At 58.9% G+C, this 23,601-nt stretch carries 21 protein-coding genes; 12 read left to right on the forward strand and 9 right to left on the reverse strand.

Annotated features, from left to right (window positions below; all coding sequences use genetic code 11):
- Window positions 1–19 precede the first annotated feature (19 nt).
- Window positions 20–697, forward strand: a complete 678-nt coding sequence (locus tag ACR0ER_RS09675; protein WP_170328830.1) for a DUF502 domain-containing protein — start codon at window positions 20–22, stop codon at window positions 695–697.
- Here the strand turns inward: ACR0ER_RS09675 and ACR0ER_RS09680 are convergent, their stop codons facing one another.
- On the reverse strand, window positions 698–1,723 hold the full coding sequence (locus tag ACR0ER_RS09680; RefSeq protein WP_480768743.1) for a patatin-like phospholipase family protein: 1,026 nt from the start codon (window positions 1,721–1,723) through the stop codon (window positions 698–700).
- A gap of 15 nt (window positions 1,724–1,738) precedes the next feature.
- Window positions 1,739–2,512 carry a 3-hydroxybutyrate dehydrogenase gene (locus ACR0ER_RS09685; RefSeq protein ID WP_170328833.1) on the reverse strand — a complete coding sequence of 258 codons (774 nt, stop codon included), beginning with the start codon at window positions 2,510–2,512 and terminating at the stop codon, window positions 1,739–1,741.
- Window positions 2,513–2,804: 292 nt separating this feature from the next.
- Between ACR0ER_RS09685 and ACR0ER_RS09690 the strand changes: the two genes are divergently transcribed.
- Window positions 2,805–4,619: an extracellular solute-binding protein gene (locus ACR0ER_RS09690; RefSeq protein ID WP_480768744.1), complete on the forward strand. Its 1,815-nt coding sequence runs from the start codon at window positions 2,805–2,807 to the stop codon at window positions 4,617–4,619.
- Between the two features lie 539 nt (window positions 4,620–5,158).
- Window positions 5,159–5,395 carry a hypothetical protein gene (locus ACR0ER_RS09695; RefSeq protein ID WP_170325112.1) on the forward strand — a complete coding sequence of 79 codons (237 nt, stop codon included), beginning with the start codon at window positions 5,159–5,161 and terminating at the stop codon, window positions 5,393–5,395.
- On the opposite strand, the gene ACR0ER_RS09700 is transcribed toward ACR0ER_RS09695, so the two are convergent.
- Window positions 5,384–6,007, reverse strand: coding sequence for a helix-turn-helix domain-containing protein (locus ACR0ER_RS09700; RefSeq protein WP_170328837.1), 624 nt, complete (start codon window positions 6,005–6,007; stop codon window positions 5,384–5,386). The genes ACR0ER_RS09695 and ACR0ER_RS09700 overlap by 12 nt on opposite strands.
- A 66-nt stretch (window positions 6,008–6,073) precedes the next feature.
- Here ACR0ER_RS09700 and ACR0ER_RS09705 point away from each other — a divergent pair, with 66 nt between their 5' ends.
- The 5 genes from ACR0ER_RS09705 to ACR0ER_RS09725 all read left to right on the forward strand — a co-directional run bounded on the left by ACR0ER_RS09705 (window position 6,074) and on the right by ACR0ER_RS09725 (window position 11,924).
- Entirely contained in the window at window positions 6,074–7,591 is a 1,518-nt protein-coding gene (locus ACR0ER_RS09705) for a class I adenylate-forming enzyme family protein (RefSeq protein ID WP_480768745.1), read from the forward strand.
- On the forward strand, window positions 7,588–8,247 hold the full coding sequence (locus tag ACR0ER_RS09710; RefSeq protein ID WP_480768746.1) for a DsbA family oxidoreductase: 660 nt from the start codon (window positions 7,588–7,590) through the stop codon (window positions 8,245–8,247). Before ACR0ER_RS09705 ends, ACR0ER_RS09710 begins: the two co-directional genes overlap by 4 nt.
- Window positions 8,248–8,322: 75 nt before the next feature.
- Entirely contained in the window at window positions 8,323–9,531 is a 1,209-nt protein-coding gene (locus ACR0ER_RS09715; protein WP_170328843.1) for a multidrug effflux MFS transporter, read from the forward strand.
- Window positions 9,532–9,588: 57 nt separating this feature from the next.
- A complete protein-coding gene (locus ACR0ER_RS09720; protein WP_480768747.1) occupies window positions 9,589–11,253 on the forward strand; it encodes a hypothetical protein in 1,665 nt (554 codons plus the stop codon).
- On the forward strand, window positions 11,250–11,924 hold the full coding sequence (locus ACR0ER_RS09725) for an SH3 domain-containing protein (RefSeq protein ID WP_480768748.1): 675 nt from the start codon (window positions 11,250–11,252) through the stop codon (window positions 11,922–11,924). Before ACR0ER_RS09720 ends, ACR0ER_RS09725 begins: the two co-directional genes overlap by 4 nt.
- Here ACR0ER_RS09725 and ACR0ER_RS09730 read toward each other — a convergent pair.
- From ACR0ER_RS09730 to ACR0ER_RS09745, 4 genes are read right to left on the reverse strand one after another with little or no spacing between them, the layout of a single operon-like run.
- Entirely contained in the window at window positions 11,921–12,622 is a 702-nt protein-coding gene (locus ACR0ER_RS09730) for a DUF3616 domain-containing protein (RefSeq protein WP_480768749.1), read from the reverse strand. The genes ACR0ER_RS09725 and ACR0ER_RS09730 overlap by 4 nt on opposite strands.
- Before the next feature lie 20 nt (window positions 12,623–12,642).
- On the reverse strand, window positions 12,643–12,933 hold the full coding sequence (locus tag ACR0ER_RS09735) for a hypothetical protein (RefSeq protein ID WP_480768750.1): 291 nt from the start codon (window positions 12,931–12,933) through the stop codon (window positions 12,643–12,645).
- Between the two features lie 60 nt (window positions 12,934–12,993).
- Entirely contained in the window at window positions 12,994–16,449 is a 3,456-nt protein-coding gene (gene mfd / locus ACR0ER_RS09740) for a transcription-repair coupling factor (RefSeq protein ID WP_480768751.1), read from the reverse strand.
- A gap of 21 nt (window positions 16,450–16,470) precedes the next feature.
- A complete protein-coding gene (locus ACR0ER_RS09745) occupies window positions 16,471–16,995 on the reverse strand; it encodes a component of SufBCD complex (protein WP_480768752.1) in 525 nt (174 codons plus the stop codon).
- A gap of 119 nt (window positions 16,996–17,114) precedes the next feature.
- Here ACR0ER_RS09745 and hemB point away from each other — a divergent pair, with 119 nt between their 5' ends.
- The 4 genes from hemB (at window position 17,115) to ACR0ER_RS09765 (ending at window position 21,966) form a co-directional block, all read left to right on the forward strand.
- Complete coding sequence (gene hemB / locus ACR0ER_RS09750) at window positions 17,115–18,113, forward strand: porphobilinogen synthase (RefSeq protein ID WP_480768753.1); 999 nt, start codon at window positions 17,115–17,117, stop codon at window positions 18,111–18,113.
- Window positions 18,114–18,253: 140 nt separating this feature from the next.
- A complete protein-coding gene (locus ACR0ER_RS09755) occupies window positions 18,254–18,829 on the forward strand; it encodes a lipid-binding SYLF domain-containing protein (RefSeq protein WP_170328858.1) in 576 nt (191 codons plus the stop codon).
- 171 nt (window positions 18,830–19,000) lie between these two features.
- Window positions 19,001–21,463: a penicillin acylase family protein gene (locus tag ACR0ER_RS09760; protein ID WP_480768754.1), complete on the forward strand. Its 2,463-nt coding sequence runs from the start codon at window positions 19,001–19,003 to the stop codon at window positions 21,461–21,463.
- A 107-nt stretch (window positions 21,464–21,570) separates the two neighbouring features.
- The gene (locus ACR0ER_RS09765) at window positions 21,571–21,966 is read left to right on the forward strand and encodes a nuclear transport factor 2 family protein (RefSeq protein WP_480768755.1); all 396 of its coding nucleotides are present in this window, start codon (window positions 21,571–21,573) and stop codon (window positions 21,964–21,966) included.
- A 3-nt stretch (window positions 21,967–21,969) separates the two neighbouring features.
- Here the strand turns inward: ACR0ER_RS09765 and hflX are convergent, their stop codons facing one another.
- Both hflX and hfq read right to left on the reverse strand, forming a co-directional pair.
- Window positions 21,970–23,241 (reverse strand): GTPase HflX, encoded by a 1,272-nt coding sequence (gene hflX / locus ACR0ER_RS09770; RefSeq protein ID WP_480768756.1) that lies wholly within the window; start codon window positions 23,239–23,241, stop codon window positions 21,970–21,972.
- The gene (gene hfq / locus ACR0ER_RS09775; protein ID WP_010440340.1) at window positions 23,241–23,480 is read right to left on the reverse strand and encodes an RNA chaperone Hfq; all 240 of its coding nucleotides are present in this window, start codon (window positions 23,478–23,480) and stop codon (window positions 23,241–23,243) included. Before hfq ends, hflX begins: the two co-directional genes overlap by 1 nt.
- Between the last annotated feature and the right edge of the window lie 121 nt (window positions 23,481–23,601).

Below are 23,601 nucleotides of genomic sequence, written 5' to 3' on the forward strand. Positions count from 1 at the left end.
CAAATCACTCAGGACTGCAATGAATACGCCTTTTGACGAAGAACCTCACCGCCGACCGGGTCTGTTTTCCCGTCTGCGCGCGTCATTTCTGACGGGTATCGTCGTCATTGCGCCGGTGTGGCTGACGATCTGGCTAATCTGGTCCGTGGTGGGATGGGTCGATAGCGCGGTGTTGCCGCTGATCCCGCAGCAATTCCAGCCCGAGGAATATGTGGGCGTCAACCTGCGCGGCGTCGGTGTGGTGATCTTCCTGATCTTCACCGTTCTCGTTGGCTGGATCGCCAAGGGCATCCTTGGCCGTTCACTGATCCACTTCGCCGAAAGCGTCGTCGACAGAATGCCCGTGGTCCGCTCGGTCTATTCCGGAATCAAGCAAATATCGGAAACGGTATTTGCTCAGACGGAACGGTCATTCGAAAAAGCCTGCCTGATCCAGTACCCCCGCCGTGGCATTTGGGCGATTGGATTTGTCTCGACCACCGCCAGAGGCGAAGTCAGCGAGCGTGCTGAAACCGGCGGTGAACTACTCAGCATCTTCGTCCCGACCACGCCCAACCCGACCTCGGGCTTTCTGCTGTTCTTCCCCGAAGAGGACGTGATCCTGCTGGACATGTCGATTGAAGAGGCCGCAAAGCTGGTGATTTCCGCCGGGCTTGTCTATCCGAACGAAAAAGACCCAACGCAGCCGCCGGAATAATCAGCCAAACATTTCAGGCAGATCGACGGTACTGCGTTCACCCAGATCGGCTTTGTGATCGTCTATGAACCGATGAGCCGCCGCACGTCCGGCCTCTTTCAGCTTGTGCAAGATCACCGGATTCGGCACCGTCTTGGTGGCCACCGACAGATCGTTCATCAGTTCGTCATCCGCGATCATGTGAATCAGAACACGGCTCATCTCACCGACCTTCAGCTTGCCATCAGCCAGCAGCCGCTGAACAAAACTGATCGCGCGTAGCTCGCGGAACAGCGATGAGTTAAAGCTGATCTCGTTTATCCGGTTCTGGATTTGCTGCGGCGTTTTCGGCACCTCGTCGCGTTCCAGCGGATTGATGTTCACGATCACTACGTCATCGGGCAGGTCGTTGTTGAACAGCGGGTAAAGCGCCGGGTTGCCGGTATAGCCGCCATCCCAATACGCCTCGGTCCGGCCCGATTTGGGATCAAATATCTCAACAGCCTGAAACAGGGTCGGCAAGCAGGCCGAGGCCAGAATCGCATCCGTCGAAATCTCATCCCCGGTGAACACCCGGATCTTGCCGCTACGCACACAGGTCGCGCAGACATGCAAACGCGGGCCTTCCTCGGCGCAGATTTCATCAAAGTTGAACCGGTCCACCACCGGCTCCAGCGGATTGCGATAGAACGGCCCGTAGGCGTAAGGCGACACTAGCCGCGACCACGCATCCCCTATTGAAAAGGGCAAGGAATACTCCATCGCCTGCGCAACCTGAGCCGGCTCAATCGCCTGCATCCAATTGGCAAGGCGCATGTCACCGACCGCGCCCATCCTTTCCCACAGCCCGTTCAGATTGGCGCGTGCTCCGTCACGCCCATCTCGGACCATCCCTGATTTGAAGGCTGCTCCGTTCAGCGCCCCGGCCGAGGTTCCGGTGATTGCCGCAACCTCGATGTCTTCCTCATCCAGCAGCCGGTCCAGAACACCCCAAGTGAACGCCCCATGCGCTCCCCCACCTTGCAAAGCCAGGTTGATCCGTTTCACTGTGGACCTCCTAGGTCAAAGGGCCGTCCAGCCGCCATCCACGGAAATCGTAGTCCCTGTAATCTGCGCGGCAGCATCCGAGCACAGGAACACCGTGGTGCCACCCAGTTGTTCGACGGTCGCAAACTCTTTCGAGGGCTGACGCTCCAGCATGACGTTCTTGATTACGTCTTCGCGGCTCATGTCGTATTCTTTCATCGTGTCGGGGATCTGCGCCTCGACTAGCGGTGTCAGTACATAACCCGGACAGATTGCGTTGCAGGTGATCGGCTCTTGCGCGGTTTCAAGCGCCACGGTTTTGGTCATCCCAACAACACCGTGCTTTGCCGCAATGTAAGCCGCCTTATACGGCGACGCCGTTAATCCATGCGCCGAGGCGATATTCACGATCCGCCCCCATCCGGCCGCCCGCATCATCGGCAGTGCCGCCGCCATTGTGTGATAGGCCGAGTTCATGTTAATCGCGATGATCGCGTCCCATTTATCAACCGGGAACTGATCAATCGGCGCGACATGCTGAATGCCGGCGTTGTTCACCAGAATATCGCAGGCACCCGCCTTTTCGATCAACGCGCGGCATTCACCGCCAACAGACATATCCGCCTTGATGTATCGTGCCTTGGTTCCGGTCTCTTGCGCGATCTCTGCGGCTAGCGCGTGATCCTCTTCCCGGTCGGTGAACGAGTTCAGAACCACATCGGCCCCGGCCTTCGCCAGCTCACGCGCGACACCCAAACCGATCCCCGAATTCGATCCCGTGATGATCGCTGTTTTTCCTGAAAGGTTCATGAAGTCTCTCCCTCAAAATCCAGTTTGGTCGCACAGTGCCATGCTGCAACCGCAAAGGGAACGGGGAAACATCCGTGTTCTTCGTCCGAGAGAAAAGCCGCCAAAAAAAACGCCCGCACGAAGCGGGCGTTAAGTTATTGAGGCAGGTTTCATACAGGCAAGAAACCTATCGAGCAGTGCACCCTTTATACGCAATTCCTTGCATCCGTCCAAGCTAAAAGTTTGAAAATAAGAAAAATCATCGGTACGGTGAATCCCAACAAAATAAGGCCAGAGCAGGATTGTTTCCAAAATGCGCCCCGATTTTCTACGCCCCGTTCGCCCTGTGATCGCGGGAATCGCCTCTGTTTTTGCCGCCGCAATTGCCCACGCAGAATCGGCTCATGGCATAGCTATGTACGGGGACCCCGCCCTACCACCGGATTTTGTGTCGCTACCCTACGCGAACCCCGAGGCACCTAAAGGCGGTCGAGTTGTTTTCGGAAACACCGGCGGCTTTAACAGTTTGAACCCATTTGTGCAAAAAGGCACCTCTCCGTGGCAGTTACGTTTCTGGACCCACGAAAGCCTGATGGGCCGGTCTTGGGACGAACCTTTCACTCTTTACGGGTTGTTAGCCGAATCAGTTGAGACTGCGCCGGACCGTTCTTGGGTCGAATTCACCCTGCGCGAAGACGCCCGGTTTTCGGATAGTAACCCGGTCACTATCGACGATGTCATCTGGTCGTATGAGACGTTGGGCACCGATGGTCACCTGCGTTATCGCGGATTGTGGGGGAAGATCGAAAACATTGAGCAGACCGGTCCCCGCTCGGTTCGCATTACCTTTAACGAACCAGATCGGGAACTTGCATTGATCACCGGCCTGCGTCCGATCCTGCAGAAAGCGCAATGGGAGGGGAAGGATTTCGCCAACGCTGCGCTGCACGATATACCTGTCGGATCTGGGCCTTATGTGATCGAAGACTATGAGGCTGGTCGCTACGTGACCCTGCGCAGAAACCCAGACTATTGGGGCACCGATGTCCCCTTTCGCCGCGGCACTATGAACCTGGATGAGATGCGGATCGAGTTCTACGGCGACGGCACCGTTCTTTTCGAAGCCTTCAAAGCCGGCGAATTAACTGCGATACGTGAATTCAACGCCGACAAATGGGACACCCAATACAACTTCCCCGCCGTTCAACGCGGTGATGTCATCAAAACCGAGATCCCGCATGGCAAGCCCTCCGGTATGACCGGGTTTGTCATGAACACACGCAAGGCACCATTTGACGATTGGCGTGTGCGAGAGGCGATGCTGCTGGCGTTCAACTTCGAATATATCAACGACACGATTACAGGCGGCGCGCAATCCCGGATCACATCGTATTTCTCGGGCTCTGATCTTGGAATGCAGCCTGGCCCAGCCACCGGCCGCGTTTCAGAGCTTTTACAACCCTATGCCGAAGACCTGCCACCCGGCGCACTTGAAGGGTATGCTCTGCCTGTGGGCGACGGCTCGGCTCGAAACCGCGCCAATATCCGCAAGGCAAACCAGCTGTTGACCGAGGCTGGCTGGACCGTTCAGGACGGTGTGCTGCGCAATCAGAACGGCGAAGACTTCACTATTTCCGTGCTGCTTCAACAGGGTGATACCGAAGGTCAAACGGCAATTGAAATTTATACACGTGCGCTTGAACGGCTGGGCATACAGGTCACCGTAGACCAGGTGGACAGCGCCCAGTTCACCGGCCGCAATGCCGAGTTGGATTTTGATATGACATTCTTCCGTCGCGCTCTGTCCTTGTCTCCTGGCAATGAGCAGCGCTTGTACTGGGGAAGTGAAAATGCCGACACACCAGGTACGCGGAACCTGATGGGCGTCGCCTCCCCGGCCGTAGATGGGCTGATCGACGCGATGCTAGCATCGGAATCTCACGAGGATTTCGTAGCAGCGACGCGCGCGCTCGACCGTGTCCTGACTGCCGGACGCTATGTCATACCGATTTGGAATTTCGATGTCGGGCGCATCGCGCATGCCAAAGAGCTGAAGCGGCCTCAGACTTTGCCGATCTACGGAGATGGACCAGAGTTTATGCCTCAAGTTTGGTGGTACGAAAACTGACCCGAAAAGGCTGATCGTCGGCCCGATGCGCACTTGGTCCTTGGGCACGACGATTCCCTATATCTGCTGATTTAATTTACGAGCAGCTTCCCAGCCAAATGGTCGCACCTTTCGGCGGATTTCGGCACAAACATCGAGTTGTGCAAGATATTGTGGCGCCATCACGCAACATCACCATATACAGAGTGTACGCCTATTTCCAGCTAAGCCCGAAATCTTACCTACAAAAGCTTTGCGGATCGTATCCTCGCGATGTAGCCTATCAGAAATCAGGCGTTCCATTTGACCGAATTAACTTAAAGAAAATCGATAGATAGCGGATCAATAGGCGCGTCATACCAAGGCTTCACGGACCGGCCTCCACTCACTCACACCTCAGGTCCGTAGGCCCGTCGCGCGACCAGCGTGGCGGGCCTCTTTGACCCCACGTAAGCCAAGATAAGGTGCGACATTTTGTCATGCGCTCGGATTCCGACACCGTCCGTACCCTGAATTGAGGGCCGAGCAGCCGTGAAACCCGAACTACGGAAAGCTGACTAATGTTGAACTGGACTGACCTGACGCAAGACTGGGACGCTATGTATTCCCGTGCAAAACGGCGTTTTCCGAACCTGCGCGATCAGGACAAGGTGCGGCTGAGTAAAGATCGAAAAGGGTTCGAAGCATATTTGGCCGAACGCCATCACCTGACCGTGAATGAAGCACACGAAGAGCTTGAGGATTTTCTGTTTACCGAAGGCCTGAACCGCGAGTTCAGCCGGTCTTTAAGCAAGTGACGTGACCCAGAGGATCGTTGCATCCTCGTCACTGACCGAAATCACGTTGTGCCCCATGCTGCCGTCGTAATAAGCGCTGTCCCCCCGACGCATTTCGACGGGTTCGTAAAACTCGGTATAAAGCTGGACAACCCCTGTCAGCACATAAAGGAATTCTTCGCCATCGTGGCGAACCCAGCCTTCAAACTCATCCATTGACCGCGCGCGTACGCGGGCGCGATAGGGTAGCATCTGCTTTTTCGTCAGGTTTTCAGCCAGCAGTTCATGTTCGTACGTCGTTGTGGGATGCGCAGCGCCTTCGCCCATCCGTGTTACCGACATGCGCCCGATCACCTGATCGCGTTGCGGTGGCGTGAAAAGCTGCGGCACCGAGATCTCCAAACCGATCGCCAGCTTTTTCAGCGCGTCATAAGTGGGCGACATTTGCCCATTTTCAATCTTGCTGAGGGTCGAACGTGCAAGCCCGGCCTGCGTGGCCGCCTGTTCCAGTGTCCAGTTCCGCGCCTTGCGCAATTGGCGCACGCGCGCGCCAAGATCAAGCGGTTCAAGCTCGGCATGGTCGCCCGAGTCCCGGGCAATACGGATCAGAGAAGGCTGTTCATTGGTGCTCATGGGTCAACTCTATAGGCCCAGCCCGTCCTGCTTGCAACGCGCCAAGCACCAAGGTAGCCAGTTGCCATGCTGTCTGTTTTTGATCAGGGGCCGCCGTTGCCCTGCCCCGCGCCCTTCAATCTGGCCGCACATGTGCTGCGGCGCACGGATGATGATCCCGATAAGATCGCGCTGTCGGTTCTGCGGTCCGACGGTGCCGAGGACTGGAGCTATCGCGCGCTCAAATCGGCCATTCTGGGTACCGCCACCGGGTTGCTGCGCGCAGGGTTGAAACCGGGTGACATTGCGCTGATGCGGTTGGGGAACACAGTCGATTTTCCGATTGCCTATCTTGGGGCGATTGCGGCTGGGATCGTGCCCGTCCCGACATCCTCACAACTGACCGAGCCGGAAACGGCGCGCATGATCGCGGATCTGCAACCGGCCGCCATTTTGAGGGACCCGGCCGTCGCCTGCGCGCCACATCCACTGCAGATCACGTTGTCCGCATTGACCGAAATGCGCACCCTACCCCCGGCCGCGTTTCAAATGGGCGACCCCGAGCGGCTGGCCTATGTCGTCTATACCTCGGGCACGTCCGGCAAGCCGCGCGCCGTGGCCCATGCGCATCGCGCGATCTGGGCACGCCAGATGATGGTCGATGGCTGGTACGGGCTGCAGGATACGGATCGCTTGTGCCATGCGGGCGCGTTCAACTGGACCTATACGCTGGGCACTGGTTTGATGGACCCTTGGACCATCGGCGCAACCGCCCTGATCCCTGAACCCGGAACCGACCCGGACGCCCTGCCCGGCTTGCTGCGGGAGCATCGAGCGACGATCTTTGCGGCGGTCCCCGGCGTGTTTCGCAAGCTGCTGAAAACACCGGATGACCTGCACCTGCCGACGCTCCGCCACGGTCTCTGCGCCGGTGAAAAACTGTCGCGGCACCTGCACGCGCAGTGGGTCGAGGCGACCGGGACCGAACTCTACGAAGCCTACGGCATGTCCGAATGCTCCACATTTATCTCGTCCAGCCCGGCCCATCCGGCGCGGGGCGAGTCCCTGGGACAGCCGCAACCAGGCCGCCGGATCGCGATCCTTGGGCCGGATGGCCCTGTGCCTCAGGGGCAAGAAGGCACCATCGCCATTCACCGCTCGGACCCCGGCCTGATGCTGACCTACCTGAACGCTCCGGACGAGGCCGAGGCGCGGATGCAGGGCGATTGGTTCCTGACCGGTGATCAGGGCGCCATGGCTGTCGATGGGCAGATCACCTATCTGGGTCGCGACGATGACATGATGAATGCGGGCGGCTACCGCGTCTCTCCGGTCGAGGTCGAGGCCACCTTGTCCAAATTCCCCGGCATCACACAGGTCGGCGCGGCGGCGGTTGAGGTCAAAGAAGACACATTCGTGATCGCCGCTTTCTATACCGGGCCGGAAAAGCTGGACGATTCCGCCTTGCAAACCTATGTGGAGGCAAACTTGGCGCGGTACAAACAGCCGCGCGCGTTCATTTACCTGCCTGAACTGCCCACCGGCGGGAACGGAAAACTCCTGCGCCGGGCGCTGCCGGCCTATTTCAAGGCGAACACACCATGACCCAGACCGTCAAACTCGACATCATGTCCGACCCGATCTGCCCATGGTGCTATATCGGCAAGACCCATCTGGACAAGGCGCTGGCCGCGATTCCAGATCATCCGATGGTGATCGAATGGCACCCGTTCCAACTGAACCCCGACATGCCTGACGAAGGTATGGATCGGCGCGAATATCTGGAACGCAAGTTCGGCGGTAAGGACGGTGCCGTGCAGGCCTACGCGCCGGTGGTCGAACATGCCGAGAATGCCGGGCTGAGCATTGATTTCGAAGGCATGAAACGCACCCCAAACACGGTGGATGCTCATCGCCTGATCCACTGGGCCGGGATCGAGGGCAAACAGAATGAGGTCGTGGACGCCCTGTTCGACGCCTATTTCGTGCAGGCCCGCGATATCGGCGACCACGAAGTTCTGGCCGATATCGCCGACAGTGTCGGCATGGACGCAGCTGTCGTGCAGAAACTGCTGAAATCCGACGCCGACCGCGAGGACATTCGTACGCGCGACACCCATTCGCGCCAGATGGGCGTAACCTCGGTGCCGACCTTCATCGTGGCCAATCAACATGCTGTTCCGGGCGCGCAACCGCCTGAAATGTGGGAAAAAGTGATCGGCGAGATCATGTCTCAACTTGAGGCTTCCCCTGCAAATTAGCACAGGAGTCTGTGCGCATTGAGACCTAGCGCCGCCTGACATGTCGTGATAGCGCGATCAGATCAGGAGGGCGCAATGGCCAATCGCATGTCAAAAGGTGAGTTCATCGCACTTGTCGCAATGATGTTTGCTACTATCGCGTTTTCTATAGACTCGATGCTGCCCGCGCTGCCCGAAATCGGCGCGCAACTCAGCCCCGATGACATCAATCGGGCGCAGCTGATCCTGACCTCGTTCGTGTTGGGCATGGGGATTGGCACGTTCTTCATGGGGCCGCTGTCCGACGCGTTTGGGCGCAAGCCGGTAATCTATGTTGGCTCGGCTTTGTACATCGTGTCCGCGGCCGTCGCCTGGGCCAGTTCTTCGCTGGAGCTGCTGCTGATCGCCCGGGTCGCGCAGGGTGTCGGCTGTGCCGCACCGCGCGTGGTTGCCATGGCCATCATTCGCGACCTGTACTCGGGCCGTGAAATGGCGCGGATCGTGTCCATCGCCATGATGATCTTTACACTGGTGCCTGCCGTGGCGCCGATGCTGGGGGCCGGGATGATCGCCCTAACCGGCTGGCGCGGAATCTTCGTCTCGTTCATCCTGTTCTCAATGATAACCATCGTCTGGATGGGCCTGCGCCTGCCGGAATCCCTGAAGCCCGCGAACCGCAGGCCGCTGCGCCTGCCCCTGATGGCCTCATCCGCTCGTGAGATGTTCACACATCCCACCGTCCGGGTGTCGATTTTTGTGCAGACCCTGTGTCTGGGCATGTTGTTCACCACACTGACCATGGTGCAACCGGTCTATGACGTAATACACGACAGCGCCGACAGCTTTCCTTTCTGGTTTGGTTTTGTCGCTCTGATGTCCGGTTCCGCCAGCCTGCTGAACGCGGCGCTGGTGATCCGCGTGGGAATGCGGCGGCTGGTGACCTGGGCTTTGGGCGCGCAGATCGTCATCACCTTGGGCGTCATCAGCCTGAATGCGATGCCCCTGTCGCCGAACCTGTCTTTTGCGGTGTTCGTCTTTTGGCAGACCTCGATCTTTTTCATGGCGGGCATGACGATGGGCAACCTGAACGCCATCGCGATGGAGCCGATGGGCCATATCGCCGGCATGGCGGCCTCGGTCATCGGTGCGGTCTCAACCGTTCTTGCCGCAGCCATCGCAGCCCCCATCGGGTTGCTGTTTGACGGCTCGCTGACCCCGCTCACCACCGGTATTCTGGTCATGAGCGTGACCGGCTTTGGCCTGATGCTGCATATGGGCCGGATCGAAAACAGACTGCCCGCCTGACCTGTGCAGACAGCGCGAATCCCGCTAACTTTCCCTTGATCCGAGCGGAGGTTTTCAATGCGTTACGATTACGATCTGGGGTCCCATTCCTGTCCGGTCAGCACATCCTCGCCCGAGGCGCAGCTCTGGTTCGACCGGGGCTTGGTCTGGACCTACGGCTATAACCACGAGGAGGCCGTCGTCTGTTTCCAGCGCGCGGCTGAACATGACCCGGGTTGTGCCATGGTCTACTGGGGGATCGCTTACGCCGCCGGTCCGAACTATAATCTTCCCTGGGATTTGCGCGACGCGCGCGGGCAGCAAAAAGCGTTGGCACAAGCCTATGATGCGACGCAGCAGGCCATGGCTCTGCTGGACAGTTGCACCCCGGTCGAACAGGCCCTGATCCGGGCCCTGCCCGCCCGATACCCGCAGCGCGACCCGATTCCGGACATGCACCGCTGGGATCACGACTTTGCTGACGCAATGCGCACGGCCTTTGCCGAACAGCCCGACCATCTGGACCTGCGTACAATCTATGTCGAGTCATTGCTGAACCTGACCCCTTGGCAGATGTGGGATCTTAAATCTGGTCAGCCCGCCGAAGGCGCCGCCACGCTTGAGGCGCAGAAGGCGCTGGAAGACGCGATGGCCAACGACCCCGCTGCCATGTCTCATCCGGGTCTGCTGCACCTTTATGTACATCTGATGGAGATGTCGCCGACACCGGAAAAGGCGCTCAAGGCTGGTGATGCGTTGCGTACGCTGGTGCCTGACGCAGGCCATCTGGTGCATATGCCCACCCATATCGACGTGCTATGCGGGCACTATCACAATGTGGTTTATTGGAACGAAAAGGCTATCGAGGCCGATCTGAAATATTATGAGCGTGAAGGCGCGTTCAACATCTATACCGGCTATCGCCAGCACAATTATCACTTTGTCATCTATGGCGCGCTGTTTCTGGGCCAGATGGAACCCGCTCTGCGCGCAAATCAGGGGATGTGGGACACCACGCCCGAAGACATGCTGCGCATAGAGAGCCCTCCAATGGCGGACTACTTCGAAAGTTACATGTCGATGGGCCCGCACATCCTGATACGCTTTGGCCGGTGGGAAGAGGCCAGGGCGCTTGAACTGCCCTCGGACCCTGACCTCTATCGCACGTTGACGGCGACCACCCATTACGCCCGTGCCATCGCCCATGCCGCCACGGATCAGGTAGCTGAGGCCGAGGCCGAGGAACAACTGTTCCTGTCTGCCAAGGCCTGCGTCCCCGAAACCCGCCTGCTGCACAACAACCGCGTGATCGATCTGTTAGAAATCGCCGGCGAGATGCTGCGTGGTGAGATCGAGTACCGAAAAGGTAACTATGAGATCGCCTATGCCCACCTGCGCCGCTCGGTCGAGTTAGACGACACGCTGCCCTATGACGAACCATGGGGGTGGATGCAGCCCACCCGCCATGCGCTGGGGGCGTTGCTGTTCGAACAGGGGCATGTGGCCGAGGCCGAAACGGTCTATCGCGAGGATTTGGGATTGGGCGGGACGCTCAGCCGCGCTTCGATCCATCCTGACAATGTCTGGAGCCTCAAGGGCCTGCATGACTGCCTGAAAGCGCGTGCTGAAACCGTTGAGATCGTTCAGATCAAACAACGGCTGGATCTAGCGCTGGCCCGGGCCGACCGTGCAGTCGGTGCGTCGTGCTTCTGCGCTCAGGCAGCAATGAGGGCTGCCGAATGAGATACGTACTGCTGTTAACTGCCCTTCTCTGCGGCCCTGCCCTTGCGGATCGTCAGTCTTTCCCTCCGGTCGATCAAGCCACGCAGGACCCGTCTCTGGTGGCCTTTCGTGATGCGCTGCTGGCCAAGGTGGCCGCGCGGGACACCGATGCAGTTGTCGCGGCAGCCTGCCCCGACATCTACCTGAGTCACGGTGGAAATGGCGGCCCGGAAGAGTTACGGGCCAATCTGACCCTCGACCCCGAGACCTTGTCGGAAGAGTACCGCGAAAACGCGGACACCCTGCGGGACGCGTATTGGACTGATCTGGAAAACACACTCTCCCAGCCCGGTTATTTTGATGATGAGGGTGAGTTTTGGATGCCGCATCAGTGGCAGATCATCCTGCCCGCCTCGCTGGACCCGTTCATGGCCTATTTCGTCACCGGCTCAAATGTGGCTCTGCGGCAGGCGGCTGACCGCGACGCGCCAACCTTGGGTCTCATCAGCCACGAGATCGCAATCATTCGCGACTACCAGGACGACGTGGAATACCAACGCGTTCTGCTCACCGATGGAACACAAGGTTACATCCACAGAGACTACCTCTGGTCGATGGTCGGTTACCGCGTCGCGTTTGTGAAATCGGACGCGGGCGCTTGGCAACTATGTACCTTTGTCAGCGGCGATTAAGGTAACTCGTAAATCTGCGGAGAACCGTTTTCCGGGCCATCAAAAAAGACCACCACCCGGTTTTCATCAAGAGGTAATAACCCTTCAGCTTTCCAGTCAGACTCCGGTGGAACGATGTCCATCACACGCTCGGCGGCATCGGGGCCGGGCGTCCAGCGGTGCAACGAAAACGTGTCGAACCTATGCGGGCTGTTCTGATCGCAACCTTCCTCGTCTCCCTCACCCGCGGCAACTCCAGCGTCCCCCACCAGCAAAAGAAGATCATCGCCTTGGGCTTCCATACCACGAATACCGCGTCCGGGTTCGGCGTTGAGCTGCACTTCGTGTAGCTTGGCACCAGAAAAATCCTCATTCTCCAACGCGTCGAGCGTAGTTTCGGCAATCAGTACACGGGTTGGTTCATCTTCGGGATAAGGGGCGCGGAAGCCGATAAACAAGCGATCACCCACGGCGCCGACGGCTTCGATATTCAATCCATTTTGCTGCAATGGAACATTGAAGGCTGCGCTCAACTGATCGAATTTCCCAAACAGCGGCTCAAGCGATACCTCTTGTTGCGACAACGGTACCCGGGTGCCGATATGCTGCGGCGTAACCTCGCCCCAGAAAATACGCGTGTTGCGCGTTGGCGATTTGCAGCTTTTCCGCCCGCGCGAATGCGAACCCACCACGATCAGGTTATCGCCCGCGACCGTCACCCCCTCCAGATCAAAGTCCTTCAGCTCGGACTTTTCTTGTCCTTGGTTTCGGCCATGTAAACCCGCTGCCCGACGAACAGAGCGTCCTTCTCAAGCTTAAAGGTCTGAACAAAGCGCCCCTCATCGGCGGCAGCAAAACACAATCCGTTGACCATACAGGCCACACCGCTGACATTCACCGACGCGCCTCGTTCGATTTCATCGCCATGTTCTTCGTACTCTTCAAATGTTCCTGTGACATTCAGCGATTTGGGCGATTCAGCAAAAGCCGGGAGAGCGGCAAGAATAACTGTCGACATGAGCCAACGCATGCAAGTCCTCCAATACTGTCAATCAATGTTTCCAGTTTAGCACGACTTTGCTGTTGCCGCTCAGGCCTTGGTTTTTTTCTTCTCGGCCAGCACTTTTTCAGCCAGATCTCGGGCGATCGCGAAGGCTCCCTTGATCTTGTCGCTGTCCTTCTTCCAGTCGCGGCGTACGACAATTTTGTTGTCCTTGACCTTGGCCAGCCCGCGCTGGTTCTGGATGAATTCGACCAGACCCTGAGGCGACGCGAACTTGTCATTGTGGAACTGGATCGTGGCACCTTTCGGTCCGCCGTCCAGCTTGGCAATGCCCGCGCGTTTGCACATGGCCTTGATACGCACGACCAGCATCAGGGTGTTCACTTCTTTCGGCAGAGTGCCGAAGCGGTCGATCAACTCTGCAGCAAAGCCTTCTAATTCGACCTTTGTCGATAGCGATGACAGGCGGCGGTACAATCCCAGACGCACGTCCAGATCTGGCACGTAGTCCTCGGGGATCAGAACCGGAACGCCCAGATTGATCTGCGGTGCCCATTGGTCATCGGCATCCGACAGCCCCTCCATCTCACCGGCTTTGATCTTGGCAATCGCCTCTTCCAGCATCGACTGGTAGAGTTCATAGCCCACGTCGCGCATCTGACCGGACTGTTCTTCGCCCAACAGGTTGCCGGCGCCGCGAATGTCCAAATCCTGCGAAGCCAGCGTGAACCCGGCGCCCAAAGTATCCAGTGAACCCAGCACGCGCAGGCGCTTTTCGGCCGTGGCGGTCAGTTTCTGGCGGGGTTTCGTGGTCAGATAGGCATAGGCGCGGGTTTTCGACCGCCCCACCCGGCCGCGAATTTGATAGAGCTGCGCAAGGCCGAACATATCCGCCCGGTGCACAACCATCGTGTTGGCCGTGGGAATATCCAACCCGCTTTCCACAATCGTCGTGGCCAGCAGCACATCATACTTGCCGTCATAAAAAGCGTTCATCCGGCCGTCGAGCTCCCCCGCCGCCATCTGCCCGTGCGCCACCACGTAGGTCAGTTCCGGCAGTTGCTCTTTCAGGAATTCCTCGATCTCGGGCAGGTCCGAGATGCGCGGGACCACATAGAAGCTCTGTCCGCCGCGATAGTGTTCGCGCAGCAGCGCCTCGCGGATGGTGACCGCATCGAACTCGCTGACATAGGTGCGGATGGCCAAACGGTCGATGGGCGGAGTGCCGATGATCGACAGATCGCGCACACCGGTCAGCGACAGTTGCAACGTCCGAGGGATCGGCGTGGCGGTAAGGGTCAGCACATGAATGTCCGAGCGCAGTTGTTTCAGGCGCTCCTTATGGCCGACGCCGAAATGCTGTTCTTCGTCGATGATCAGAAGGCCGAGGTTATTGAAGCGTATCCCCTTAGCCAACAGTGCATGGGTGCCGATGACAATATCCACCTTGCCGCGCGCCAGCCCGTCACGGGTTTGCTGCGCCTCTTTGGTCGAGACAAAGCGCGACAGTTGCCGAACCTCCAACGGGAAGCCCCGAAAGCGCTCCTTGAACGACGCCGCGTGTTGGCGCGCCAGCAGCGTGGTCGGCGCGACGACCGCGACCTGAACGCCGGACATGGCGGCGACAAAGGCCGCGCGCATGGCGACTTCGGTCTTGCCAAAGCCCACATCACCGCAGATCAGACGATCCATCGGCGCGCCAGAGTGCATGTCTTCCATTACTTCCGAGATGGCACGCAACTGGTCATCCGTTTCCTGGTACGGAAAGCGCGCGCTGAACTCCTCCCAAGCGTGTGGGGGCGGGTCCATCACCGGGGCTTTGCGCAAGGCGCGTTCGGCGGCGATGCGGATCAGCTTGTCCGCCATCTCGCGGATGCGTTCTTTCAGCTTGGCCTTTTTGGCCTGCCATGCGCCGCCGCCCAGACGGTCCAGCAGCCCCTCGTCATGGCCGTATTTCGACAGCAGTTCGATATTCTCGACCGGAAGATACAGCTTGGCCTGTTCGGCGTATTCCAGCAACAGGCATTCATGGGCGGCACCAGCGGCGGTGACCACCTCCATCCCCTGATAGCGCCCGATGCCATGATCCACATGCACCACCAGATCGCCGGGGGAAAGCGATTGCGTCTCGGTAAGAAAGTTCTCGGCCTTGCGGCGTTTCTTGGGCTGGCGGATCAGACGGTCGCCCAGCACGTCTTGTTCGGCTATGACCGTCAGATCGGGGGTTTCAAACCCGTGTTCCAGCGCCCAAACAGCCAGATGTAGACCTCGCTTGCCCACACGAGTCCCATCGATGACGGGGATCGCCTCGGCCAGACCTTCATCCTCGATCAGCCCAGTCAGACGTTCGCGCGCGCCTTCGGAATAAGATGCAATCAGCACTGGCCCTTTTGACATCTTGTCCGTGATATGCCCGGCCAAAGCACCAAACAGGCTGATGCTTTCCTGCTGCCGTTCCGGGGCAAAGTTGCGTCCGATCCGACCACCGGCGTCGATCACTCCGGGACCGCTGGCTTGCGGTAGTGGGCTGAATTGCAGCACCCGCCGGTCGCCCACAGCCTGATCCCACGCGGCCTCGTCCAGATAGAGCAGGCCGGGCGGCGTGGGTTTATACACCGTGTCCATGCGCGAGCGGTTCTCAAGCGCCAGCCGCCGGGTTTCGTACTGATCGGCAATTGTATCCCATCGCGCAAGCCGCGCGGGCGTGACCTGATCGTCAACCGTGATGGTCGCATCCGGTAGATAGTCGAACAGAGTTTCCAATTTCTCGTGAAAGAATGGCAGCCAGTGTTCGATGCCCTGATGCTTGCGGCCTGCGCTAATGGCCTCGTACAGCGGATCGTCGGTGCCTGCGGCACCAAACTCGATGCGATAATTCTGACGGAACCGGGTGATGGCGGCTTCGTCCAGAATGACTTCGGACACCGGCGCCAGTTCCACCACGTCCAGCTTCTCGGTGGTGCGTTGTGAGACCGGATCGAACCGGCGCGCCCCATCCAGAACATCTCCGAACAGGTCCAGCCGTACGGGGCCCGATTCGCCCGGAGGGAAGATGTCTATGATTCCGCCCCTGATCGCGTAGTCACCGGGCTCCATCACCGTTGGGCTTTGTGTGAACCCCATCCGCACCAGAAAGTTCCGCAGCGCGGTTTCGTCAACGCGATGGTCCACGCGTGCGGTAAAAGCAGCCTCTCGCAACACTTCCCGCGCAGGTACGCGCTGAGTCGCGGCGTTCAGCGTGGTCAGCAGAACAAATCGGTCCGGCATCTGATGCACCAGCGCGGCCAGCGTCGCCACGCGGGCAGCAGCGATATCAGCATTGGGCGAGACACGGTCGTAAGGCAGACAATCCCATCCCGGGAAAACAAAGACCGGCATATCCGGCGCAAAGAAGGCGAGTGCGGCGCGCATCGCCTCCATCCGCTTGTCGTCGCGTGCAACGTGACAAACCGGCCCGCCGGACCGCGCGATCTCGTTCAGGACAAGCTGCGCGTCAAACCCCTCGGGGGCGCCGCCAACAGTTACGTGGTTCGGAGCCGTCATCGCCTAGCCTTTCCGAATTTCCTACCCCAGAACCCCGACCGAGAAGTTCTGATACATACCCCAAAGCGACGTGATCAAGATCGAGATCATTCCAATGATCTGCGTATAAATCCGGCAGCGGGTCAAAACCTTGCCGGTAAATTTCAGCGTCTCGTCGCCCTGCCGCAATTTCCGCGCCGCCCGGATGTTGATTAGCATCACCAGACAGACCGGGAACAACAACAAAAACACGGCCTGTGCAAATTCGACACCATAATAGAACCCAAGCATTGCCAAGCCGGTGAAGAAAAAACAGCTCAGCCCAAGTAGGACCAACCCGGATTTGTCAACGATGAAAAGAATACGATTTCCGTTGATTCGCACGATGTCCAGCAAGTCGCGCTCGGCCTGCCCGCCGACCCGTCGGGCCCGCACCAGCAGATCGAACGGAACTCCCATCGCCCAGTGGCTGGCCGACGACCACAACACGGCCAACATGATCCAGTACCACAGATTCGAAAAGCTGCGCATGTCGATGATTTCGAAAAGCGAAGAGTATAAGTCCAAGCGTCAGCCCTTTGTTCCCAGTCTTGATGGGCTGTTTCGCACAGGTGCGATCATCCTGACCCTTGAGACCACATGGAATTCATGCCACCCAATGCGGGAATATTCAAGGAGAGCGCGACATGAAACCGACCATCGCCCCCTATCCCCTGACCCGCTTTCGCCGGGCGCGCCAATCGCAGGCCCTGCGCGGGCTTGTTCGCGAAAACACGCTGACCACCGATGATCTGATCTGGCCGGTTTTCGTGCGTGACGGCGAAGGTGTGGAAGAGCCGGTGCCCTCAATGCCCGGCGTCGTGCGCCGGTCTGTTGATCTGATCGCCAAGGCCGCGGTCGAGGCGCAGGCGCTGGGAATTCCGGCGATCTGCATCTTTCCTTACACCAACCCCAGACTGAAAACCGAAGACTGCGCCGAGGCCTGGAATCCCGACAACCTGTCCAACCGTGCCATCCGAGCGATCAAAGCGGCAGCTCCGGACATTGCGGTGATGACCGACGTGGCGCTGGACCCCTACAACATCAACGGGCATGACGGGTATGTAGTCGATGGCGAAATTGTGAACGACAAAACGGTCGAGGCACTGGTCAAGATGACCCTCGCTCAGGCCGAGGCCGGTGCTGATATCATCGGCCCTTCCGACATGATGGACGGCCGCATCGGCGCGATGCGCCAAGCACTGGAAACGGCCGGGCATCAGAACGTGATGATCCTCAGCTATGCCGCAAAATACGCCAGCGCCTTTTACGGGCCGTTCCGCGATGCGGTTGGCGCGTCGGGCGCACTGACCGGAGACAAGAAAACCTATCAGATGGACCCGGCCAATTCGAACGAAGCGCTGCGCCTGATCGAACGCGACCTGACCGAGGGCGCTGACATGGTGATGATCAAGCCGGGGATGCCTTATTTGGATATCTGCCGCCGGGTGAAAGACGCTTTTGGAGCGCCAACATATGCCTATCAGGTGTCGGGCGAATACGCGATGATTCAGGCCGCCGCACAGAATGGCTGGATTGATGGTGAGAAGGTGATGCTAGAAAGCCTGCTGGCATTCAAACGCGCGGGCTGTGATGGCATCTTAACCTACTTCGCGCCCGAGGTCGCACGCATCCTTCAGAGCTAAAACCCCTAATTGTCGCGATTTTTTGCCGATTGAAGCCTGCGGTCACTCAGCTTTCCCGTGACACGCAGCCGCAATCGGCGTATTCTTGCACATAAGATCGGGATCACCCGACATATCAGGCAGTTATACAGAGAAAAAACATGAGCAGTTCCAATGCACCCCAATTGAGCCGTCGTGGCTTTGCCTTTGGCATGGCCGGATTGACGGTAACCGCAGCCTGCGGCAATGGCGTCGGCAGCACCAACGCAGCCAAGATCGACGCCCGCGTCGATGCCACGCTTGCCGAGATGTATGCGAAATATCCCAACACGGTTGAGATCGCCAATAAAGCCACTGGCATGTTGGTTATGCCCCTGATCACCGACGCCGGCCTAATCTTCTTTGGCGGCGCCTACGGTCAGGGCGCGTTGCGCATAGAAGGCGCAACAGTTGACTACTACTCCGCAATTTCCGGAACTGCCGGCCTGCAAATCGGCGCTCAGCAATATGCACATGTCCTGTTCTTCATGACGCAGGATGCACTGAATGATTTCCGCCGCTCCAGCGGATGGACTGCCGGTGCCGATATTGGCTATGTCGTTGATGCAACAGGAAGTTCCCTATCCACGGACACAACGACACTGCGTTCACCGGTGCTGGCCGTCGTATTCGGACAGGCCGGACTGAAATTCGGCGCCACGGTCGAAGGCACCAAATACACACGCATCATTCCATAACTCCGGGCTACCACGCGCCCCTCGAATGGAGCCCGTCACAGCGCCGCTGTGGCGGGTTTTTTTCTTATGGCTCTGGAATCGCGAATATTCCCGGGCTGTTCCTCTTTCGGTCAATGCGACCATCCACTAGTCTTGCCGCAATTGGAAATGGATCAGGATTAAAGGCCGCAAATGGGTTTGGTTTTTCGCTGGCTGGTGCGCATTACAACGGGTCTGATCCTGCTGGCCATGGCCGCTGTAGGGTTGGTGTATTTCCTGGCCAGCCAATCCCTACCGGACTATGATCAAACGGTTGAAGTAAGTGGGTTAACGGCCCCTGTAGAGATCATTCGCGACACTGCCAATGTCCCTCATATTCTGGCCGAGAACGACCCGGATGTGTTCTTTGGTCTTGGCTATGCCCATGCACAGGATCGCCTGTGGCAGATGACCGTCATGCGCCGCACGGCCCAAGGCCGTTTGTCCGAAATCTTCGGCACCCGCACTGTTCATATCGACAAGCTGCTGCGCCGGTTGGACTTGTACGGGCTGGCTCACCGCTCGGTCGAGGTGCAGGATGATTACACCAAAGCCGCGCTGCGTGCCTATGCCGCCGGGGTGAATGCAAGGCTGGATGAGATCAACGAGGCCGCCTTGGGCCGTGGTGCGCCCGAAATGTTTCTGTTCAACGCACCCGTGTCCCCGTGGCAGCCCGGCGACAGTATCGCAGTGATCAAACTGATGGGTTTGCAGCTGTCTGGGCATCTGCAGGATGAAGTGCTGCGTGCACGCACGTCCTTGATGCTAAACAACCCCGAACGGCTGGCCGATATCCTGCCCGACGTGCCGGGCGCAGGTATCGCTGCCCTGCCCGAATATGCCGCGCTGTTTCCCAATGTGCCGCGTTATGCTCGCGGCACGCCGACGCCCGACAGCCCGCTGTCCCCCTTCCCCAAACGCGGATTGGCCGGAGCTTCGAACGCATGGACCGCCGCACCTTCCCGTTCAGCGAGCGGTGGCACATTGCTGGCCAACGATCCCCATCTAGGCTTCACGGCACCGGGCGTCTGGTATCTGGCTCGACTGGAACTGGCCAAGGGCGGAGTGATCGGCGCGACCATCCCCGGCATTCCCGCCATCATGACGGGGCGCAGCGACCGGTTGGGCTGGGGTCTGACGTCTTCGTATCTGGACGATCAGGACGTACATATCGAACAGTTGAACCCTGAAAACCCAGAAGAATACCTGACGCCGGACGGTTACAAAACATTCCGCACTCGCCCCTCGATCATTGAGATCAAAGACCAGGCGCCGATCACCCTGACCCTGCGCTGGACGGAAAACGGCCCGGTGCTGCCCGGCAGTCACTATAATCTTGAAACGATTACACCTCCCGGCCATGTCGCGTCGCTGTCTTGGACGGCACTCAGCCCGCGTGACACATCGATGACGGCGTCGATGGCGCTGATGAATGCGGACAGCGTCCGTCAGGGCATCGATGCGGCCGAGCTGTTCATATCGCCCTCACAAAACCTGTCGCTGGTTGACAAGGACACAATCGGCCTCAAGCTCATCGGAGCGATGCCGAAACGCGACCTGCGCAACCAAAGCCGTGGCCGTATCCCAACGCCCGGCTGGCTGGCCGAAAACCTTTGGCAGGGCCGCCTGCCCTATGCAGACAACCCCGAATTCGTGGCTCCAGCGGGGGGGATTCTGGGCAACACCAACAACAAGATCATCGACCGTCCCTTCCCCGAGCATGTATCCTATGAATGGGGCGACACCCAGCGCGTGCACCGCTGGGAACGCCTGATGCAGTCGCGCGAGGTCCACACCCGCGACAGCTTTATCGAGGCGCAGCTGGATACCGTCAGTTTCACCGCCCGCTCACTTCTGCCGCTGATCGGCGCGGATTTATGGTTTACCGGAGCTTCAGCCCCCGAGGGCACACCCGAGCGCCAACGCCAGATCGCCCTATCCCTGCTGGCCGAGTGGAATGGGGAAATGAACGAACACCTCCCCGAACCGCTGATCTATGCCGCATGGTTGCGGTCGCTGCAGATCCGGCTGATCTCGGATGAATTGGGCCCGCTGGCCGCCGAATACAAGCATGTCGAGCCGTTGTTTATCGAGCGGGTCTACCGCGATATCGATGGCGCATCGGTCTGGTGTGACGTCCGCCAAAGCGCTCCGACCGAGACCTGCACCGACATGGCGCGGTTGGCACTGGACGACGCAATCATCTGGATTTCCGAAAATTACGGTGGCGCACTGGAATCCCTGCGCTGGGGCGATGCGCATCAGGCCACCCACGACCACCCGGTTTTGGGCTCGGTCCCGGTTCTGAGGTTCTTCGTCAATATCCGCCAATCCACCAGCGGTGGAGACAACACCCTTCTGCGCGGCCGCACCTCGGGCGAAGGCAAGCACCCGTTCCGCAACGTCCACGGCGCGGGTTACCGCGGTGTCTATGACTTCGCTGATCCGGACAGTTCAGTGTTTATCACCGCCACCGGTCAGTCCGGTCATTTCCTGTCGCGCTATTATGACGATCAGGCGCAGCTGTGGCGGCGGGGAGAGTACATTCCGATGTCGCTGGACCTCGATCTGGCGCGGGCTGCTGCTGTTGGTGTGACAAACTTGATCCCGCGCTGATTTCACCTGTTTCGGCAGGACCTTGCCCCTTTTTTTGGGTGCCGTGGACGCGCACCCGTCTTTTCGCCTACGATCTGGGGACCAACAAGTTGGGACCGGGGGCACAAATGGCAAGTATACGGGATAGGTTAAACAATCTCGCACGCGACTACGCAATCGCCTGGAGCTCGGGAGACCCGAACGCGGTGGCCGAATTCTTTGCGCGTGACGGGCAGATTTCGATCAACCGGAATGAGCCTATGGTCGGCCGCGAGGCGATTGCCGACGTAGCGCGGGGATTCTTTGCCGACTTTCCCGATCTGGAACTAAGATGCGATATGCTGCGATGGGCCGGAGCGCACGCAATTTTTGTCTGGACGCTGGAAGGCCATCACGCGGAAACCGGCAACCTTGTGGTCACCCGTGGCTGGGCCGAGTGGGAGCTGACCCCGGACCACAAGATCCAGTCCTCATCCGAGTGGTTCGACACGGACGACCATCAAAGACAGATTGACGGAGCTTGATCTTTAAAGCGCCGCGAACTGCGCCGCCTGCTTGTCTGTCCACAGAACGGTGATCTCAAACCCATCCTCGGTCTGCTTTTCGGACCGCACCACATCCTGCCGGAACAGCCACGCGCGCTTGTTGCCCTCGGCAAAGCCCAGCGTCAGCATCTCTTCGTGACGCGCACCCTGCAGCTTGGTAGCGATCTCGGCCAACAGAGGTTCAACCCCTTCGCCTGTCACCGCTGAAATGGCAAAGATTGCCGGATCACGGTCTGCCCGTTTAAAAGCAGCTTCGCGTTCGTCGTCGTTCAGCAGATCAATTTTGTTCCAGACCTCTAGCCGGGGTCGTTCGTCATCAACACCCAATGACGTCAGGATCGCCTCGACGTCCTGCGCCTGTGCGACGGTTTCCTCGTGGCTGATGTCGCGCACATGGACAACGATATCGGCGCCCAGAACTTCTTCGAGCGTTGCCCGGAACGCCGCGACCAGCTCTGTCGGCAGGTTCGAAATGAACCCCACAGTGTCTGACAGGATCACTTCTGGGCCGTCGGGCAATTCGACCCGGCGCATGGTTGGGTCCAACGTCGCGAACAGCATGTCCTTGGCCATTACCTCGGCCCCGGTCAGGCGGTTGAACAGCGTAGATTTTCCAGCGTTGGTATAGCCGACCAAAGCAACAATCGGATATGGCACCTTAGCACGTGCGGCGCGGTGCAGCGTTCGGGTCTTTACCACTTTCTGCAATTGTCGCCGCAGACGGACAAGTTGTTCGTCAATGGCGCGGCGGTCGGCCTCAATCTGGGTTTCACCGGGGCCACCAACAAACCCCAACCCACCCCGTTGCCGTTCAAGGTGGGTCCAGGCCCGCACCAGACGGGTACGCTGATAGCTGAGCGCCGCCATCTCGACCTGCAGCACGCCTTCGCGGGTGCGGGCGCGATCGCTGAAAATCTCCAAAATCAGGCCGGTGCGGTCGAGGATTTTAACCTTCCACGCCTTCTCAAGGTTGCGCTGCTGGACAGGCGACACAGGCCCATCGATCAGAACCAGTTCGATTTCGCTGTCGTGCAGCCGTTCGGCCAGTTCTTCGATCTTGCCGCTGCCGAACAACAGCCCGGGCTGGGCACGTTGTAGACGCACAATTTCGGACCCGATCACATCCAGATCGGGCAAAGCGGCAGCCAGTGCCACCGCCTCCTCCAGCGCCGGTTCAGGAACGCGGCGCTGTTCATCAGATTTGATTTCCGGATGCAGCACCCAAGCCCGGGTGCGCGTCCTGTCATGTTCCATCAAGAGGCGTCTTCGCCCTCATACAGGCTGATCGGCTGCGACGGCATGATCGTCGAAATCGCATGTTTGTAGACCAGCTGCGACTGTCCGTCGCGGCGCAACAATACGCAGAAATTGTCGAACCAGGTGATAACACCCTGCAATTTCACGCCGTTGATCAGGAATATTGTGACCGGGACCTTTGCTTTCCGTACATTATTCAGGAACGCGTCCTGCAGATTCTGTCTGTCCGAAGCCATATTTATTTATCTCGCCATTGTTCTTGCTACGCGCTGCGGACCAACGCGCTCCCTCTGGCTGAGTATGGAGTGGAGTTAACAGAGTTTCCAGATCAAAAATCAGTCTTTGCAAGACTGTTGA

The organism is Ruegeria sp. CH8, assembly GCF_056536985.1.

Bases quoted from the DNA above. Each gene is read 5' to 3' on its own strand.
- mfd (WP_480768751.1), bottom strand. From the start codon at position 16,449: ATGACGGCTCCGAACCACGTAACTGTTGGCGGCGCCCCCGAGGGGTTT.
- ACR0ER_RS09760 (WP_480768754.1), top strand. From the start codon at position 19,001: ATGGGTTTGGTTTTTCGCTGGCTGGTGCGCATTACAACGGGTCTGATC.
- ACR0ER_RS09710 (WP_480768746.1), top strand. From the start codon at position 7,588: ATGACCCAGACCGTCAAACTCGACATCATGTCCGACCCGATCTGCCCA.
- ACR0ER_RS09725 (WP_480768748.1), top strand. From the start codon at position 11,250: ATGAGATACGTACTGCTGTTAACTGCCCTTCTCTGCGGCCCTGCCCTT.
- ACR0ER_RS09735 (WP_480768750.1), bottom strand. From the start codon at position 12,933: ATGCGTTGGCTCATGTCGACAGTTATTCTTGCCGCTCTCCCGGCTTTT.
- ACR0ER_RS09685 (WP_170328833.1), bottom strand. From the start codon at position 2,512: ATGAACCTTTCAGGAAAAACAGCGATCATCACGGGATCGAATTCGGGG.
- ACR0ER_RS09690 (WP_480768744.1), top strand. From the start codon at position 2,805: ATGCGCCCCGATTTTCTACGCCCCGTTCGCCCTGTGATCGCGGGAATC.
- ACR0ER_RS09675 (WP_170328830.1), top strand. From the start codon at position 20: ATGAATACGCCTTTTGACGAAGAACCTCACCGCCGACCGGGTCTGTTT.
- ACR0ER_RS09765 (WP_480768755.1), top strand. From the start codon at position 21,571: ATGGCAAGTATACGGGATAGGTTAAACAATCTCGCACGCGACTACGCA.
- ACR0ER_RS09720 (WP_480768747.1), top strand. From the start codon at position 9,589: ATGCGTTACGATTACGATCTGGGGTCCCATTCCTGTCCGGTCAGCACA.
- ACR0ER_RS09715 (WP_170328843.1), top strand. From the start codon at position 8,323: ATGGCCAATCGCATGTCAAAAGGTGAGTTCATCGCACTTGTCGCAATG.
- ACR0ER_RS09695 (WP_170325112.1), top strand. From the start codon at position 5,159: ATGTTGAACTGGACTGACCTGACGCAAGACTGGGACGCTATGTATTCC.
- ACR0ER_RS09755 (WP_170328858.1), top strand. From the start codon at position 18,254: ATGAGCAGTTCCAATGCACCCCAATTGAGCCGTCGTGGCTTTGCCTTT.
- hflX (WP_480768756.1), bottom strand. From the start codon at position 23,241: ATGGAACATGACAGGACGCGCACCCGGGCTTGGGTGCTGCATCCGGAA.
- ACR0ER_RS09705 (WP_480768745.1), top strand. From the start codon at position 6,074: ATGCTGTCTGTTTTTGATCAGGGGCCGCCGTTGCCCTGCCCCGCGCCC.
- hemB (WP_480768753.1), top strand. From the start codon at position 17,115: ATGAAACCGACCATCGCCCCCTATCCCCTGACCCGCTTTCGCCGGGCG.
- ACR0ER_RS09700 (WP_170328837.1), bottom strand. From the start codon at position 6,007: ATGAGCACCAATGAACAGCCTTCTCTGATCCGTATTGCCCGGGACTCG.
- hfq (WP_010440340.1), bottom strand. From the start codon at position 23,480: ATGGCTTCGGACAGACAGAATCTGCAGGACGCGTTCCTGAATAATGTA.